Source organism: Flagellimonas flava (assembly GCF_900129665.1).
GTDB classification, from domain to species: Bacteria; Bacteroidota; Bacteroidia; order Flavobacteriales; family Flavobacteriaceae; genus Flagellimonas; species Flagellimonas flava.
The window spans coordinates 772,422-788,546 of the sequence record NZ_FQWL01000001.1 but is presented as its reverse complement, the minus strand read 5'-3'; the positions used below and the strand labels follow the sequence as shown (position 1 = coordinate 788,546).

The following is a 16,125-nucleotide window of genomic DNA, read 5'->3' as shown; positions in this document are numbered from 1 at the left end:
CATACGGTATTCAAGGTTTCGAATTTGTAAATTTCCACAGGAAAACTGTTCCATGAATTTTCTGGCACATATCTATCTTTCGTTTGACGACCCCGAAATCACATTGGGCAATTTTTTTGCGGACCATATTCGGGGGAATAAATTCAAGCACTTCCCAGACCGTATCCAGAAAGGCATAGTACTCCATCGTGAAATAGACACCTTCACCGACTCCCATCCTATTGCCAAACAAAGCAGTAAAAGACTCCACAAAAACTACAGTCACTATAGTCGTGTCATCGTGGATATATATTATGACCATTTTTTAGCCAAAAATTGGAGCACTTATTCCAATGTTCCACTTGCAAACTTCATTGATAGTTTCTATGATTTGCTTGAAGACAATTATGCACTTTTACCCTTGGCTACTCAACGTATGATTCCATACATGATTGCAGATAACTGGTTGTTGAGTTATGCCCATTTGGATGGGATTTCAAAGGTTTTGGATGGAATGAACCGCCGCACCAAAAACAAATCAAAAATGAACTTTGCCATCTTGGATTTGGAAGAACACTATGGCGCCTTTGAAAATGAGTTCACACTTTTTTTTGAAGAATTGATTACCTTTTCCAAAGAAAAATTTATCTCCCTATGCGAAGACTGATCTTTATCCTTCCCCTCTTACTTTTTACAACCTGCAAAAAACAACCCACACAACCTACCGGCCTCGTTACAGAAAATGCCATGGTGGTAACGGCCCGGGCAGAAGCTTCCAAAATTGGTTCCGACATCATGGAAAAAGGGGGCAATGCCTTTGATGCCATGGTAGCCACGGAATTGGCATTGGCTGTAGCTTATCCTTATGCAGGCAATCTTGGCGGTGGTGGTTTTATGGTCTATCGAAAAAACAATGGCGAAGTTGGCGGTATAGATTATCGTGAAAAGGCTCCCTTATCCGCACACAAGGACATGTATTTGGATTCTTTGGGTAATGTCATTTCTAAGATGAGTACCGTGGGGGCCACAGCGGTTGGCGTTCCTGGCACGGTAGCCGGGGTGATTGCCGTCCATGAGAAGTTTGGTTCCCTGCCCCTATCCGATTTAATCGAACCTGTCATTGCCTTGGCCAGAAAAGGTGTAATTGTTACGGAAAAGCAGCTTCAACGTATCACGCATTACAAAGAAAGTTTTGTCGAAGTCAATGGCGATAGCACAAAATTTGCCCAGCCCTTCTCGGTTGGTGATACCATAAAGTACCCAAAACTCGCCCAGACCCTTACCCAAATATTGGAAAAAGGTCGGGATGGATTCTACAAAGGTGAAGTTGCCGAAAAGTTATCCAGTTTTATCCAAGAAAAAGGTGGTTTTGTCACCATGGCAGATTTGGAAAAATATGAAGCCAAATGGCGAGACCCAATCGTGTTTGATTATAAAGAGCTTAAAATGATTTCCATGAGTCCCCCGAGTAGCGGCGGAGTGACCATCAACCAGATTTTCAAAATGATGGAACCCCACGACATTGGGTCTTTCGGTCATAATTCTTCCAAATCCATACAGTTGTTCACCGAAGCGGCAAGAAGGGCCTATGCCGACCGAAACTATTTCCTGGGTGACCCAGATTTTGTAGACATTCCATTTGATGTACTTTTGGATGACACCTATCTGGAAGAACGCATGGCAGATTTTTCATTTGAAAAAGCCTCTCTATCATCAGCCATTGGCCATGGCGAGGTTGAAATTCTTGAAAGTTCGGAAACCACACACTACTCCATTGTTGACGATGCAGGGAATGCTATTTCAGCAACAACTACTTTGAACGGAGGTTACGGCTCCAAACTTTATTCAGAGGATCTGGGTTTCTTTCTGAACAATGAAATGGACGATTTTAGTGCCAAACCTGGTGTACCCAATATGTTTGGACTTATTGGGGCTGAGGCAAATAGTATTGCTCCGGAAAAACGTATGTTAAGCAGTATGACGCCTACCATTGTGGAGAAGGAAGGTAAACTGTATATGGTCGTTGGCACACCCGGGGGCTCAACCATTATCACCGCTGTTGCCCAAACCATCTTGAACGTATATGAGTTTAACCAAAGCATGCAAGAAGCCGTGAATTCGCCAAGATTTCATCATCAATGGCTACCCGACCACATTAATTTTGAACCAGAGGGTTTTTCCAAGGAGCTAAAGGATGAGTTGAAATCCAAAGGGTATAACATTGACGAAAAACGTAATCCAGTTATTGGGAAAGTAGATGCAATCAGGGTTCTTGAAAACGGTAAATTGGAGGGTGGTGCCGATCGGAGGGGTGATGATACTGCAGTTGGATTTTAGATTGTTCAAACATGGCTTTTGATGTCGTCATTCTTTCCGCTCCAGGTTATTTGTGCGCCAAAGAGGGGAATCCGTTACTCACGAACGTGGTGTTGGAAGATCAATTAGTGATGGATGCCCTAACCGAGAAGGGTTTAAAGGTCACCCGTAAGTCATGGGATGAAACCAATTTTGATTGGAGTTCCACTAAATTTGCATTATTCCGCTCCACTTGGGACTATATCCATAGAGCGGAAGAATTTAGTCTTTGGTTGGAAAAGGTTTCCCAAAAAACCCAATTAATAAATTCCAAGGAATTGATTTCCTGGAACTTCGATAAACATTATCTACAAGAGCTAAGCAGTCTGGGAATCTCAATTCCAAAAACAATTTTTATCGAAAAAGATTCTAAGATTACCTTAGAAGAAATCTATTTTGATGCAATTAAAAATCACGGATTCGCTTATAATACCCTTGTTCTGAAACCTTGTGTTTCAGGAGGGGCCAGACATACGTACAAAATTGAAGTCAAAGATATTCCGTCCTTTGAAAAGACTTTTCAGGAATTGATAGTGGGTGAGGCGATGATGGTCCAGGAGTTTCAACAAAACATTATAGATAAGGGTGAAATATCCATGATGGTCTTCAATGGGGAATTTACGCACGCGGTACTTAAAGTTGCCAAGCAAGGGGATTTTAGGGTCCAGGATGATTTTGGGGGAACTGTAAAAGAATACCTGCCCTCCCATGAGGAAATCCAGTTTGCGGAGAAAACAGTCAATGCCGCTCCTGAAATGCCTATGTACGCACGTGTGGACATCTTTCAAGATAATTCCGGTAATCTTGCTTTAGCGGAACTTGAGATTTTTGAACCGGAGCTCTGGTTTCGATTAAACCCTAATGCTGCAAAAGTATTGGGCAAGCACATTTTTGAAAGGTATTTTACCTAGGATTCAAACAACAATTCCCTAAACCTTTTGAGGCCGGTTTTAGGATTTTTTTCATCCCAAATAGCATATAGAGAAGTAGTAAAGGGAACGTCTTTTAGTTCAATAAATCGAACCTTATAGTTTGTGTCATCCCGAAGGGATTTGGGCACTAATGAGATTCCCATCCCGCTCTCCACCAACTTAAAAATGGTGGGGCCATGGATAGATCTATGGGAGATTTTTGGAGAAAAACCATAATGCTGGCACAATCGCACAATCTGTTGATAATACATTTGACTTTGCTGGTTGGGAAAAAGAATAAACCGTTCCTCCGATAGTTGTCCCATGTCCTCAAAATTTGTTTTGTTGATGGAATGCTGCTCTGGCAGAACCAAACACAGATTTTCCGAATACACTTGTTTACACTTCAAATGGGAAGGAACTTCATTGGAACGAACAAAGCCAATATCCAAATCTTGAGCCTGAAGCGCGGTTAGTTGTTGGGTATTGTTCATTTCATCCAACGAAAATTTAATTTTGGGGTTTCTTTTCCCGAATTGCTTGATTATTGGTGGTAGAAATTCTTGCATGGCCGAACCCACAAAGCCTATTCGGATAATTCCCTCCATTTCCTCCAAGGCAAGATTCCAGTTTTCGAGGGAATCATGCAGCTGATTTCTAACGTTTAAGGCCACTTTTTTAAAGAGTTGTCCTGCATGGCTTAACGCCACCTTCCTGTTTGTTCTTTCAAACAAGCTCTGTCCCACTATCAACTCCAATCGTTGAATTTGCTGACTTAAAGCAGATTGGGAGATGTACAATCTTTCCGAGGCCTTACCATAGTGCAGCGTTTCAGCAAGAGCCAAAAAATATTCAAGATGCCTAAATTCTAATTGATTAGTCAAACTAATTATTTAATATATAAACATTATTGTTAACGATTAAATCTACACTTAATTTTGTGGAATAGAAAAATCTAAACCCAATATTGCTATGTATCTGACAGAACAAAAACCGGTGGACAAAATCATGAGGGCACTATTTGAACCCTACAAAGAACGGGTGGCGGATGTCGATAAAATAACCAAGGCCATGGTGGAGCATCAGCTTATTCCTGATGAAGAATCAATAGTCAATGACCATATTGCATTTAGAACCCTTGGAGTCCCAAATCTGGGAATTGCTTCCTTTGAGAAGATTTTTCTTCATCATGGATACAAGCGAATGGACAAATATCAATTTGCAGAAAAGAAGTTGGATGCGCATTGGTATGCGCCTCCTGAAGAAAGGTTGCCTCGTATATTTATTAGTGAACTTAGGGTACAGGATCTCTCCAAAACAGCCCAGGCCATAATAAAACGTTACACGGACCAAATTATAGCAGATCCGGTCGACCTTATCAACTTGGATGATTTGGAACAGGTAGGTAAATTCTTTTACCAACCTTTATGGAACCTACCTCTTTTGGAAGATTACAATAAGTTATTGGAGGAAAGCGAATATGCAGCCTGGGTCATCTATAACAGATACTACTTAAACCATTATACCATTAGCGTGCATGAACTTCCAGGCGCCTACTCCGAACTAGACCATTTCAACAAATTCTTGGAATCCATCGGTATTATGCTGAACACTGCAGGGGGTAAAATAAAGGTTAGCAAAGATGGGTTACTTAAGCAAAGTAGCTCCGTGGCTCAAATGGTAGAGGCTGAATTCGCACTGGGGAAAACAGCCAATATTGCAGGAAGTTATGTGGAGTTTGCAGAGCGATTGCCGCTTCCCAATTTTGAGTCCATACCGCACAACAAACTTTCCAGAGACCAACGCAGGGAGGGCTTTGAAGCCGCAAATGCCGATAAGATTTTTGAAAGTACCTATACGGAGCAAACGCAGCAGGTTTGATTCTTGCAAATTGAGCAAGATATTGAAGGCCAATTCGGATATTTTTCCGAAAATGACTTAAGTCATAGGACTGAAAATGGCATTGGGTTAATTTTGGAAACACAAATTAAAAACCATGTTTCCCAGGACCAAAATCTGGACGATTGCATTACTAGTGCTAACTAGTATGACATCCCATGCCCAGAAGGGAGCGGGAGAACAGCAAGGAGTGGCAAGTAGCGATCAATTTCCAGAATTAATTGAAATTAATGGTGTAGTAAGTGCGATTAGGACCGGGCCTTGTGAATTTACCAATGGAAAGTCCAATTCGGGGACCCACCTGATGGTCTCTTCAAAAGATGTTATCTACAATGTACACTTGGGTCCAACATCGCAAGTAAAAAATTTTGTGGCCGAAAGTGAAAACCGAACAATACAAATAGTTGTATTTAGGACCAACAAACTTCCGGCGGATCATTATATCGCCCAAAAAATCCTCTTTGAAGGAAATGAATTGGTGTTACGTGACGGGTATCTCAAACCGTTTTGGGCTGATAGAAATTGTAGGTCCGTTTGGAAATAAATCCCTTATTCTAGGGATATGGGGCTAGAAGGTGTGTGGATGGGCACCTTCTAGTTCTTTTTTTGTCCTACTTGCTGTTTTAATTCCTCCATGGACTGTTGTAGTTGGCGCAAAAGACCAGTTTCCGTAGTGGCATCCAAATTGAAGGTCAACTTACTGCTCACCTCCCAGATCTCCTGGATTTGGAATGGCTTTATTTCATAGGGAGGATATGTTTCGTTCAAGGAAACCAGTGTAATATTATTGGAATTGGGTCGTTTTTCAATTTTTTTGACCAAAACAGCATCTTGCAATACCACCACATACATTTTATTTGCCGTAACATAATCAATATGTTCAATCGCCCTTGCCAACACCCAATCATTTGGTCTTAGGTTGGGAAGCATACTATCCCCTTCTACCTGAAAACCACGGTAGGTTGCATTTCTAAACTCTGGAATGGGCAAATCAAAAGCAGGGAGTTGGTGATACCAACTTGTATCGGCTATATTCTGTGGGTAACCAGCGGCGGCCTTAGCATTTACCAGCACCATATTTTCATTATCCGCACTATCTACCGTAACTACTTTGGGAATAACACTTGTCCTAGAGGTCTCTAGGTATTTTTCATCGCTTCCACCAAACAACCAAAGGGGGTTGATATTAAATTGCCTTAACAGTTCTGCAACTACCTTGCCCGATAATTTGGTACGTCCACGTTCTATATCAGCAGTCGTACTTGAAATCCCCAACAATTTGGCAAATTCTGCCTGGGTATGGCCTAATTCCCTCCTAATCTCTATAAAACGTTTTAGTGTTAGCTCGTTTTCCATAGTTCAAATATATAAAATTTGGATTATTTCCAAAAAAATGTTGGATTATTTCCATTTTTAGGAATAATTCCATAATTTTGGATTAATTACAAAATAGAAAGCCATGAATTCTACCAAAACACTTCTCTACGACGGCACCTTTAATGGGTTTTTAACTCTAATTTATATGATCTTTGATAAGAAATGGTCAGTAATTGATATTCAAAAAAAGGATTTCCAAGTCCAAGGGTTATTTACGGATGTTATAACCGTGGAAACGAATACCATTTTGGCCAAGAAAGTTTGGTATGGCATCAATAAGAAGAACCATATGGCCATGAAAAGGATATACTATGCCTTTTTGAGTGAGGACAAACACATTGAGATGAATTTGTATCACTATATCTGCCATATTATGGGCACTTCCCAAGAAGTTATGGATACTGAACAACTTATTAATCAATTGGAGTTATTGTCTGCAAAAGTTGGAAAGGAGAAAAGGCGTGTTGAAGCGTTTGCCCAATTTCAACTGGCCCAACAACAGGGTGAAGTGGCCCATATCAAACCAAAATATAATGTATTGCCCCTACTATCCAAGCACTTACGCCAGATGAATAAAGGTATTGAATGGCAGGTTTTTGACGATCGAAGAAAGTATGGGGTACGTTATAGCAGTTTGGGATTGGAACTGTTCACTTCAAAACCTATGGTTTTGGAAGCCGTTTAAACAACAATTGGTATCTTCATTTTTTAACCTCATATGGCCTACAAACAGCTCAAACTTTGGTTTGATTCCGATTTGGCGGAACTTCTTGCGGAGAAGTTAATTTCTAACGGTAACTCCTTTAATAAGAACTCTTTTGTCAACATGATTGTTGACAAGGTTGATGATTTGGAACTCAAAGATAGGGTGGAGCATTTTTCCGACAGTTTGCGAGCTCACCTTTCAGATGAATTTACAACGAACATTTCGTGTCTAATGGCCATTCTTGGGCCAGAAAATGAAAAGGAAACAGGTATGTTCAAAGAGTTTTACTGGGTAATGCCCATTGCCAAATACGTTGAAAAATATGGGTTAGAACATTTTGAGGTTTCCATGGATGCAATTAAGGAAATTACAATGCGAAATACTGGGGAATATACCATTAGACCCTTTCTTGAAAAATTTCCGAAACGAACCATCGACACTCTTTTGGGGTGGTCGCATCACCCAAATAAACATGTCAGGCGACTGAGCAGTGAAGGTGTACGTCCAAGATTACCTTGGGCCTCCAAATTAGATATGTTTATTGAAGACCCGCGTCCTTTGTTTCCAATTTTGGACAATCTAAAAGATGACACTAGTAAATATGTTCAAAAATCGGTGGCTAATTGTCTAAATGACATCATAAAGGATAACCCGGAGATGGCCAAGGCATGGATAGAGCTATGGGCCCCAAAAGCTGGTAAAGAACGAAAATGGATTATTAAACATGCTTTGAGAAATCTTATCAAGGTAGAAGATAAGTGGGCGCTAAGTCTTATCGCTAAGTTCTCGAATTCCTAGTTCCGGAGAACCTATACATCCATATATTATTGTTTGCTCCTAAAAAAATAAGCTTATTTACTGCGCTCACCTATGAACTGATCACTCTTGTTTTTAAAGAGCACATTGAAGGTGGTCAGACTTCCATAAATACGGGTGATGTATTGCTGTAAATCTACTTTTTCCTGATCATCGAGATTTTTGCTGCTATTTATTTTCTGCTCCATAACCCTTATCCTATCCCGGACCATAACAATTTTATGGAAAAAAGTATCGATGGGAATTTCCTTGGAAGCCAAATCATCCCCAGGTTCCAACACAAGCTTTCCTCCTCGCCATTTATCCGCAATGGCTACTTTTTCAGTAGTATCACTCCATTTTTGAAGGATAGATACCAAAGAGCGTTCTACGTCAAAAAAACTGACTGTATCCACTTCATCCGCTACTCCTTCAATTACCTCAAATTCAGAATCAATATCAATGGTTTCCAACCCATTTTCCAAAAAAGTTACCCAATAATGTTGAGCCGAAACATTCGTCACCACTCCTTTTCCATATTCGGGGTGGTCAATTCTAGATCCTATTCCAAGTAATTTCATACCGTCATAAATTTAATGCTAGCGATAATCAAGTCCATGAACAAAGGTGCCTGTCCAAACACCTCTATCCAAGGCGTAAAAATACCCTACTTCCTTTCAAATGCCAATAGGGTTCGGTAAAAATCTTGGTAGATGTGTTTTGCATCTATATGTTCAAAAAAGTGGATATCTCGATTACCACTATCAGGTGAGGTCTTAATTGTTTGAATTTTAGCCAACTCTGGATCGATATAGGCGGCAACCAGAGCCAAGTCCCAAAGTATTCTTTTTTCGCGGGAACCATCAATATGATCGTCCCAACGTTTGAGCAAAAACTTCCCTAAGGGATGGGTATCAATTGCTTTTGCCAGGTCAGCATAGGCTATTTCCATATCCACGGCAACATTGATCGGCATAATGTAAAAATCAACTTGCGAATCCAAAAGTAGGTCCAGTGCATAAGGGTCCATCAAAGGATTAAAATCGTTCCGCTTAAGCATCTTGGTCTCAAAATCCATTGTAGTACCCAACCAATATATTTTAAGTTTTTTGGCAATTTCTGGGGCTATAAACACTGCGGACGCCACATTGGTTAGCGCGCCCAACGCCAATATGGTAACCTCTTCTTTTTCCCTAGCTTGTTTGACGATTTCGTAAGCTGCGGCTGAATGCTGTGCGCGATCACCCCAATCGTACATGCGGGCCGGAGCACCACGAAGTGTCCTGACACCCATCCCTAACTCGCCAAGTAATTGCTGATTCAGCCTATGGCTGTTTTCCATAGATTTAGGTTTTGTCCAATGACTGGTTTGCCAATGCGCTGCGTTCAAGGCGGTAACCTCCACGCTTGGCTCAAGCAGTATTCTCACCAAGGCATAGGGGTCGTCTACCTCATTGCCGGTATCAGCGTCCACAATAACTTGTCGTTGCGCCTGACCAGCCCCCATAAACAATAGCAATACCAGTAAACTTAAATTTTTAGATGTGTTCATTTTCCAAGGTATTCATTTGGTTTTCCCCTAAGATAATCATCCCCTGTTCCTTCACAAAATAACAACAAAGACAAGCTTCTTTTTTAATGCCCAAAACCGTACTTTTGAAGTTTTGCCATGATTTCATGATTGACTTCGAAGAACATATTGAGGTACAGGGGGCAAGGGTCCATAATCTTAAAAATATTGATGTTACCATTCCACGCGAAAAGCTGGTGGTGATTACCGGACTTTCTGGAAGCGGTAAGTCATCCTTGGCCTTTGATACCATCTATGCCGAAGGCCAGAGACGATATATTGAGACGTTTTCGGCCTATGCAAGGCAATTCTTGGGGGGGCTGGAACGTCCCGATGTGGACAAAATTGATGGACTTTCACCAGTTATCGCCATTGAGCAAAAAACCACCTCAAAATCACCCAGGTCCACTGTGGGAACGATTACGGAAGTCTATGACTTTCTTCGCCTGCTATTTGCGCGGGCAGGTGATGCCTACAGCTACAATACGGGGCAAAAAATGGTAAGTTATAGCGACGAGCAAATCAAAGATTTGATTATCGCTTCGTATAGAGACAAGAAAATTAATGTTTTGGCTCCTGTGGTCAAATCTAGAAAAGGACATTACAGGGAGTTATTCGAACAGATTGCCAAACAAGGTTTTGTAAAGGTTCGAGTCGATGGGGAAATCGCGGATATCACAAAAGGTATGAAGGTAGATCGCTATAAGACACACGACATTGAAATAGTGATCGACCGATTGAAGGTTATTGAGAATGAAGACTTCCATAAGCGCTTGGGCGAGACCATCAATACTGCAATGTATAGTGGTAATAACGTGCTCATGGTCCTAGAGGAAGGTGACACGGAACCACGGTATTTTAGCAGGGATTTGATGTGCCCAACCACAGGGATATCCTATCCTACCCCCGAGCCCAACACATTCTCGTTTAATTCCCCTAAAGGCATGTGTCCCACCTGCAATGGATTGGGCCATGTTTACGAAGTGAATGAACAGAAAATATTTCCAAATAAAAAACTCTCCATAAAGGGCGGTGGAATAGCCCCGTTGGGGGAATACAAAAAGTCATGGGCCTTTAAACAGCTGGAAACTATTGCACAGCGCTATAACTTTGAATTGACCGACCCACTTTCCAAAATACCCAAGGAGGCCATGGAGGTTATTCTAAATGGTGGCAAGGATAGTTTTGAGGTAGATTCAAAGACCTTGGGCGTTAAAAGGCAATATAAAATAGACTATGAGGGTATAGCGCACTTTATTAAGAATCAGTTTGATGAAGCCAACTCCACTTCCATTAAACGTTGGGCCAAAGAATATATGGATAAAGTCCAATGTCCTAACTGCAATGGTGCAAGACTCCGCAAGGAATCCTTATATTTTAAAATTGGGGAAAGGAACATTGCAGAACTTGCCCAACTGGACATCGCTGAGTTGGCAGATTTCTTCAAGAATTTGGAAAACAGTTTAGAAGGCAACCAAAAAAAGATAGCCGAGGAAATCATTAAGGAAATTAAAACGCGTATCCAATTTTTATTGGACGTTGGTTTGGATTACCTCTCTTTGAACCGAAGTTCCAAATCGCTTTCCGGTGGGGAGGCCCAACGTATCCGATTAGCCACCCAAATTGGGTCTCAATTGGTCGGGGTACTCTATATTTTGGATGAACCTAGCATTGGGCTACACCAAAGAGACAATGAACGACTCATAAACTCCTTGGAATCCCTTAGGGACATAGGCAATTCTGTAATTGTGGTGGAACATGATCGCGATATGATCGAACATGCGGACCATGTAATTGATATTGGACCAAAGGCCGGGAGACACGGTGGTGAAATCATATCTGAGGGTAAACCCGAAGAACTGAAAAAACATCGGACCTTGACCGCTGAGTACATTACCGGGGAACGAGAAATTCCCGTGCCCGCAAATCGAAGAAAAGGGACCGGGAAGAAAATTGTACTATCCGGCTGTACCGGAAACAATTTGAAAAACGTTACTGCTTCATTTCCATTGGGCAAACTCATTGGGGTAACAGGGGTTTCAGGTAGTGGAAAATCTACTTTGATAAACGAGACCCTCTACCCTATCATGAATGCCCATTATTTTAATGGTGTCAAAAAACCAATGCCCTACAAAAAGATAACCGGTTTAGATCATGTGGATAAGGTAATCGACATTAACCAATCTCCGATTGGGCGAACACCGCGATCAAATCCTGCCACCTATACCGGTACCTTTAGCGAGATACGAAGTCTTTTTTCCAAAACGACCGAGGCCACGATCAGGGGATATAAGCCCGGTAGATTTAGCTTCAATGTCACCGGAGGTAGATGCGAGACGTGTCAAGGAGGAGGTCTAAAAGTCATTGAAATGAACTTTTTACCCGACGTTTATGTAGAATGTGAGACATGCAACGGGAAGCGATTCAATCGGGAAACCCTTGAAATTCGTTACAAAGGCAAGTCCATTGCCGATGTGCTTGAAATGACCATCAACGAAGCAGTGGATTTCTTCGAGAATATCCCGAAAATCCATAGGAAGCTAAAAACTATACAAGACGTTGGGCTTGGGTATATCTCCCTGGGGCAACAGTCGACTACCCTTTCCGGTGGTGAGGCACAGCGGGTAAAACTGGCTACAGAGCTATCCAAACGGGATACCGGGAACACCTTCTATATTTTGGATGAACCCACCACCGGACTTCATTTTGAAGATATCCGGGTGTTAATGGAAGTTTTGAACAAATTAGTGGACAAAGGAAATACCATTTTGGTCATAGAGCATAATATGGATGTTATAAAAATGATGGATCATATTATCGATATTGGCTATGAAGGTGGTCGAGGTGGTGGAATGATCGTGGCCCAAGGTACCCCGGAAGAGGTCGCGAAAGACAATAAAAGCCATACAGCAAGGTTTTTAAAGAAGGAATTAGAACAATCAAAACGAAATATCGCGCCAGCGGTTTAAGAAACAATATCTACATGCGAAAAGAACAACATCATAAGGGATGGAATGAGATAAAAACCAACGACTCCTGGGCCATTTTTAAGATTATGGGTGAGTTTGTCAACGGTTTTGAGAAGATGAGTGAGATTGGACCTTGTGTTTCCATTTTCGGTTCGGCAAGGACAAAACCTGGAGAGGAGTATTATGAACTCTCCGTACAAGTAGCCAAAAGTGTTTCGGAAGCAGGTTATGGTATTATTACAGGTGGTGGACCCGGTATCATGGAAGCGGGTAATAAGGGAGCTAGTCTGGCGGGGGGAACATCCGTAGGGCTAAATATTGATCTTCCCTTTGAACAGCACGACAACCCATATATCGACAATGACAAAAACTTGGATTTCGATTATTTTTTCGTTCGAAAGGTCATGTTTGTAAAGTATTCCCAAGGATTTGTGGTTATGCCAGGAGGATTTGGCACCTTAGACGAGCTTTTTGAGGCGATTACCCTGATTCAAACCAATAAGATTCACACTTTTCCAATTATTTTGGTAGGCACCCAATTCTGGAGTGGACTCATAGACTGGATAAAAAATACCATGCTCGAGGCCGGCAATATCAGCCCCAAGGATTTGGATCTAATCAAAATAGTGGATTCTGCGGATGAAGTGGTGAACATCATTGACGCCTTTTACAAGGGCCGAAACCTTAGTCCTAATTTTTAAACAGGCCCCCTTTGTTGCGTAAACGATTCTTGCCATATCTCCTGCCCTTTGGGCTTTTCTTCATTTACAATGTAAGTGGACAACATATTAATGAGATTACAGCAAGGTTGGATGATACAACCAAGGAAATTGAGATCAAACAAAGGTTCACCTATGTAAATACCTCCCAAGATGGTCTAACGGCATTATATTTTAATGACTGGAACCATGCCTATTCCAATAAAAACACAGCACTGGCCAAACGTTTTGCCGAAGAGTTTAAACGGAGTCTGCATTTGGCCAAAGACCGGGAAAGAGGATACACACAAGTCGTAAGTATCGTCAATAATGACTATGAAGGCTTGGATTGGAATCGGGTGGACAACAAAGATGTGATACGCGTACAATTGCAAAGTGCTTTGGCACCAGGAGACTCTATCCAACTTTTTTTTACCTATAGCATAAAACTGCCACATACCAAATTCACCTCCTTTGGATTTAATCCCAATGGAGAATATGCATTAAAGGATTGGTACTTTACCCCAGCTGTCTATTCCCAGGAATGGAAGCTTTACAACAATATGGATTTAAACGATCTGTATACGGATATCACGAATACATCAATTAACCTCACATATCCGGAAAAACTATTTTTGGCCACCAATTTTGAAGAAACCGGAGGCACCAAGTTTCCTGGAGGGCAAAACATTCAGCTAAAGGGGAATAATCGCAAGAACTGCGAAATTGTATTGACGAACACCAAACGTTTCACCAAACATGTGACTCGGTTCCTGACTGTTTCCACTGACTTGGAAGCCAATAAAAATGTAGGGATCACCCAAGGTATTTCCATTAACAAAATTGCTCGATTTCTCAATGAAAACCTAGGCAGATATCCCCATGGGAATTTGCTGGTAAGCGAACTGGAATACAACAAGACCCCGCTCTATGGCATCAATCAGCTTCCTTCGTTTATTAGACCGTACGATGAACAGTTCCAATTTGAGATGAAATTCCTAAAAACGGCAATTCATAGTTATTTGAGGGAAACCTTGTACCTAAATCCAAGGACGGAACGGTGGGTGGGTGATGCGATAGGCAACTATCTCATGATAAAATATGTGGAGGATCTCTATCCCAATCAAAAACTGGCTGGGAAACTTTCCAGGTTATGGGGGTTTAAGAGCTTTCATATGGCCAAAATGGATTTTAATGAACAGTACGCCCTGTTGAGCATGCTTTCGGCCCGCAAAAATATTGATCAGGCCCTGACCACTCCAAACGATTCGCTGATCAAGTTCAACCAAAAAATTGCGAATGCCTACAAGGCTGGATTAGGAATGTCCTATCTTTCAGAATATCTGGGAAAGGAGAAAATAGACAGCAGTGTCATTTCTTTCTATAAGAACCAGAAGCTTAATCCGAGAGTGAGCGCCCAAGATTTTAGGGAGACCATCGAAAGTTTTGCGGAAAAAGATATTGATTGGTTTTTCGATGAATACGTAGCGACCCGAAAGAAAATTGACTATAAAATAAAAAAGGTTGAGAAATCGGAAGATTCGCTAACCTTTGTCATTAAAAATAAAAGAGGCACCAAGGTTCCCATCTCCCTGTTTGGACTACAAAAAGATTCGGTAGTATCCCAATATTGGTTCACGGATATTGACACTTCCAAGGTTTTTACCATTCCTAGAAACGGGGAAGACCGCTTGGTTCTCAATTATGATCAAAAAATACCGGAGTTCAACCAAAGGGACAACTGGAAGACCCTGAACGGCTTCTTTTCAAGCAACAAAAAATTGAAGTTTCGCTTCTTCAAGGATACCGAGGACCCTTACTACCATCAGATCTTCTATGTGCCCATCGCCAACTTTAATGTATATGATGGTATTACACCCGGAATGCGCATCTATAACAAGACTTTTTTGGAAAGACCATTTCAATATGATATCGCACCAACATACTCTTTTTTGGAAAAAACATTGGTGGGAAAGGCCAGCCTGCGGTACCGAAAATACCATGGGAAAAGTGGACTATACGTATCCAATTACTCCTTTTCCGGTTCTACCTCCCACTTTCAGGTCAACTCACGATTCTCAACCCTAACGCCAGCGATAAGTTTTGGTTGGCGGCCAGATGATCTTATTTCCAATCGCCGACAGGCTTTACTGTTACGCTATCGCAGCGTCTTCCGAAATATTGACCCCAGCATTGCCGATCAAGTGGACACGGACCCGGATTATAGTGTTCTCAACCTGAGGTTTTGGGATGTGGATAATGATATCTTAAACTACACTTCTTGGTTTTTGGATGCCCAGCATTCCAGCGACTTTACCAAATTGGCCTTTGAATTGGAATACCGAAAACTATTTCAGAGCAACAGGCAGTTCAACTTGAGGTTCTTTGCAGGGAAATTTCTTAGGAACGATACCGACTCGGATTTTTTCAGTTTTGCCCTGGACAGACCAACGGATTACCTGTTTGACCTTAATTACCTGGGAAGGTCCGAAAGTTCGGGAATTTATAGCCAACAGATTATTATTGCAGAGGGTGGGTTTAAATCCCAATTGGAAAATCCCTTCGCCAACGATTGGATTGTAACTACCAATGCCAGCACCAATATTTGGAGGTGGATTGAAGCCTATGGAGATATAGGGTATATTCGAAATAAAGGAGAGAATGCCCGCTTTGTGTATGACTCAGGTATTCGGCTAAATCTGGTTACCGACTATTTTGAGCTTTACTTTCCCGTTTACTCCAATAATGGCTGGGAAATTGCGGATCGTGACTATGGGGAACGCATCCGATTTGTGGTAACCATAAGTCCAAAAACCTTGATTGGGCTCTTCACAAGAAAGTGGTTCTAGTATTGACATATTCTTAA

Annotated in this window: 14 protein-coding genes; 10 read left to right on the top strand and 4 right to left on the bottom strand. The window is 41.5% G+C overall.

What is annotated here, in order from left to right:
- Nucleotides 1-52 precede the first annotated feature (52 nt).
- The 3 genes from BUC10_RS03580 to BUC10_RS03570 are packed head-to-tail and all read left to right on the top strand — an operon-like array spanning nucleotide 53 to nucleotide 3,245.
- Nucleotides 53-646 (top strand): acyl carrier protein phosphodiesterase, encoded by a 594-nt coding sequence (locus BUC10_RS03580; protein ID WP_073176511.1) that lies wholly within the window; start codon nucleotides 53-55, stop codon nucleotides 644-646.
- A complete protein-coding gene (ggt, locus tag BUC10_RS03575; RefSeq protein WP_073176510.1) occupies nucleotides 634-2,316 on the top strand; it encodes a gamma-glutamyltransferase in 1,683 nt (560 codons plus the stop codon). Before BUC10_RS03580 ends, ggt begins: the two co-directional genes overlap by 13 nt.
- 11 nt (nucleotides 2,317-2,327) lie before the next feature.
- Nucleotides 2,328-3,245 carry an ATP-grasp domain-containing protein gene (locus BUC10_RS03570; RefSeq protein WP_073176509.1) on the top strand — a complete coding sequence of 306 codons (918 nt, stop codon included), beginning with the start codon at nucleotides 2,328-2,330 and terminating at the stop codon, nucleotides 3,243-3,245.
- On the opposite strand, the gene BUC10_RS03565 is transcribed toward BUC10_RS03570, so the two are convergent.
- Nucleotides 3,242-4,129: a LysR family transcriptional regulator gene (locus BUC10_RS03565; RefSeq protein ID WP_245812767.1), complete on the bottom strand. Its 888-nt coding sequence runs from the start codon at nucleotides 4,127-4,129 to the stop codon at nucleotides 3,242-3,244. The genes BUC10_RS03570 and BUC10_RS03565 overlap by 4 nt on opposite strands.
- An 88-nt stretch (nucleotides 4,130-4,217) precedes the next feature.
- Here BUC10_RS03565 and BUC10_RS03560 point away from each other — a divergent pair, with 88 nt between their 5' ends.
- Together BUC10_RS03560 and BUC10_RS03555 are read left to right on the top strand one after the other, a co-directional pair.
- Nucleotides 4,218-5,126 carry a DUF1338 domain-containing protein gene (locus BUC10_RS03560; RefSeq protein WP_073176507.1) on the top strand — a complete coding sequence of 303 codons (909 nt, stop codon included), beginning with the start codon at nucleotides 4,218-4,220 and terminating at the stop codon, nucleotides 5,124-5,126.
- Between the two features lie 115 nt (nucleotides 5,127-5,241).
- Entirely contained in the window at nucleotides 5,242-5,688 is a 447-nt protein-coding gene (locus BUC10_RS03555; protein WP_131819038.1) for a hypothetical protein, read from the top strand.
- Between the two features lie 50 nt (nucleotides 5,689-5,738).
- Here BUC10_RS03555 and BUC10_RS03550 read toward each other — a convergent pair whose 3' ends face one another.
- Nucleotides 5,739-6,500, bottom strand: coding sequence for an XRE family transcriptional regulator (locus BUC10_RS03550; protein WP_073176505.1), 762 nt, complete (start codon nucleotides 6,498-6,500; stop codon nucleotides 5,739-5,741).
- 103 nt (nucleotides 6,501-6,603) lie between these two features.
- Here BUC10_RS03550 and BUC10_RS03545 point away from each other — a divergent pair, with 103 nt between their 5' ends.
- Complete coding sequence (locus BUC10_RS03545) at nucleotides 6,604-7,206, top strand: TIGR03915 family putative DNA repair protein (RefSeq protein ID WP_073176504.1); 603 nt, start codon at nucleotides 6,604-6,606, stop codon at nucleotides 7,204-7,206.
- 33 nt (nucleotides 7,207-7,239) lie between these two features.
- Complete coding sequence (locus tag BUC10_RS03540) at nucleotides 7,240-8,025, top strand: DNA alkylation repair protein (RefSeq protein WP_073176503.1); 786 nt, start codon at nucleotides 7,240-7,242, stop codon at nucleotides 8,023-8,025.
- A gap of 53 nt (nucleotides 8,026-8,078) precedes the next feature.
- On the opposite strand, the gene BUC10_RS03535 is transcribed toward BUC10_RS03540, so the two are convergent.
- Nucleotides 8,079-8,603, bottom strand: coding sequence for a hypothetical protein (locus tag BUC10_RS03535; RefSeq protein WP_073176502.1), 525 nt, complete (start codon nucleotides 8,601-8,603; stop codon nucleotides 8,079-8,081).
- An 86-nt stretch (nucleotides 8,604-8,689) separates the two neighbouring features.
- Nucleotides 8,690-9,574 carry a nucleoside hydrolase gene (locus BUC10_RS03530; protein WP_073176501.1) on the bottom strand — a complete coding sequence of 295 codons (885 nt, stop codon included), beginning with the start codon at nucleotides 9,572-9,574 and terminating at the stop codon, nucleotides 8,690-8,692.
- Nucleotides 9,575-9,699: 125 nt separating this feature from the next.
- Between BUC10_RS03530 and uvrA the strand changes: the two genes are divergently transcribed.
- From uvrA to BUC10_RS03515, 3 genes are read left to right on the top strand one after another with little or no spacing between them, the layout of a single operon-like run.
- A complete protein-coding gene (uvrA, locus tag BUC10_RS03525) occupies nucleotides 9,700-12,561 on the top strand; it encodes an excinuclease ABC subunit UvrA (protein ID WP_073176500.1) in 2,862 nt (953 codons plus the stop codon).
- Between the two features lie 14 nt (nucleotides 12,562-12,575).
- Complete coding sequence (locus tag BUC10_RS03520) at nucleotides 12,576-13,262, top strand: LOG family protein (protein ID WP_073176499.1); 687 nt, start codon at nucleotides 12,576-12,578, stop codon at nucleotides 13,260-13,262.
- 14 nt (nucleotides 13,263-13,276) lie between these two features.
- Complete coding sequence (locus tag BUC10_RS03515) at nucleotides 13,277-16,108, top strand: gluzincin family metallopeptidase (protein ID WP_073177128.1); 2,832 nt, start codon at nucleotides 13,277-13,279, stop codon at nucleotides 16,106-16,108.
- Nucleotides 16,109-16,125: the final 17 nt, after the last annotated feature.

Bases quoted from the DNA above. Each gene is read 5' to 3' on its own strand.
- BUC10_RS03580 (WP_073176511.1), top strand. From the start codon at position 53: ATGAATTTTCTGGCACATATCTATCTTTCGTTTGACGACCCCGAAATC.
- ggt (WP_073176510.1), top strand. From the start codon at position 634: ATGCGAAGACTGATCTTTATCCTTCCCCTCTTACTTTTTACAACCTGC.
- BUC10_RS03570 (WP_073176509.1), top strand. From the start codon at position 2,328: ATGGCTTTTGATGTCGTCATTCTTTCCGCTCCAGGTTATTTGTGCGCC.
- BUC10_RS03560 (WP_073176507.1), top strand. From the start codon at position 4,218: ATGTATCTGACAGAACAAAAACCGGTGGACAAAATCATGAGGGCACTA.
- BUC10_RS03555 (WP_131819038.1), top strand. From the start codon at position 5,242: ATGTTTCCCAGGACCAAAATCTGGACGATTGCATTACTAGTGCTAACT.
- BUC10_RS03550 (WP_073176505.1), bottom strand. From the start codon at position 6,500: ATGGAAAACGAGCTAACACTAAAACGTTTTATAGAGATTAGGAGGGAA.
- BUC10_RS03545 (WP_073176504.1), top strand. From the start codon at position 6,604: ATGAATTCTACCAAAACACTTCTCTACGACGGCACCTTTAATGGGTTT.
- BUC10_RS03540 (WP_073176503.1), top strand. From the start codon at position 7,240: ATGGCCTACAAACAGCTCAAACTTTGGTTTGATTCCGATTTGGCGGAA.
- BUC10_RS03535 (WP_073176502.1), bottom strand. From the start codon at position 8,603: ATGAAATTACTTGGAATAGGATCTAGAATTGACCACCCCGAATATGGA.
- BUC10_RS03530 (WP_073176501.1), bottom strand. From the start codon at position 9,574: ATGAACACATCTAAAAATTTAAGTTTACTGGTATTGCTATTGTTTATG.
- uvrA (WP_073176500.1), top strand. From the start codon at position 9,700: ATGATTGACTTCGAAGAACATATTGAGGTACAGGGGGCAAGGGTCCAT.
- BUC10_RS03520 (WP_073176499.1), top strand. From the start codon at position 12,576: ATGCGAAAAGAACAACATCATAAGGGATGGAATGAGATAAAAACCAAC.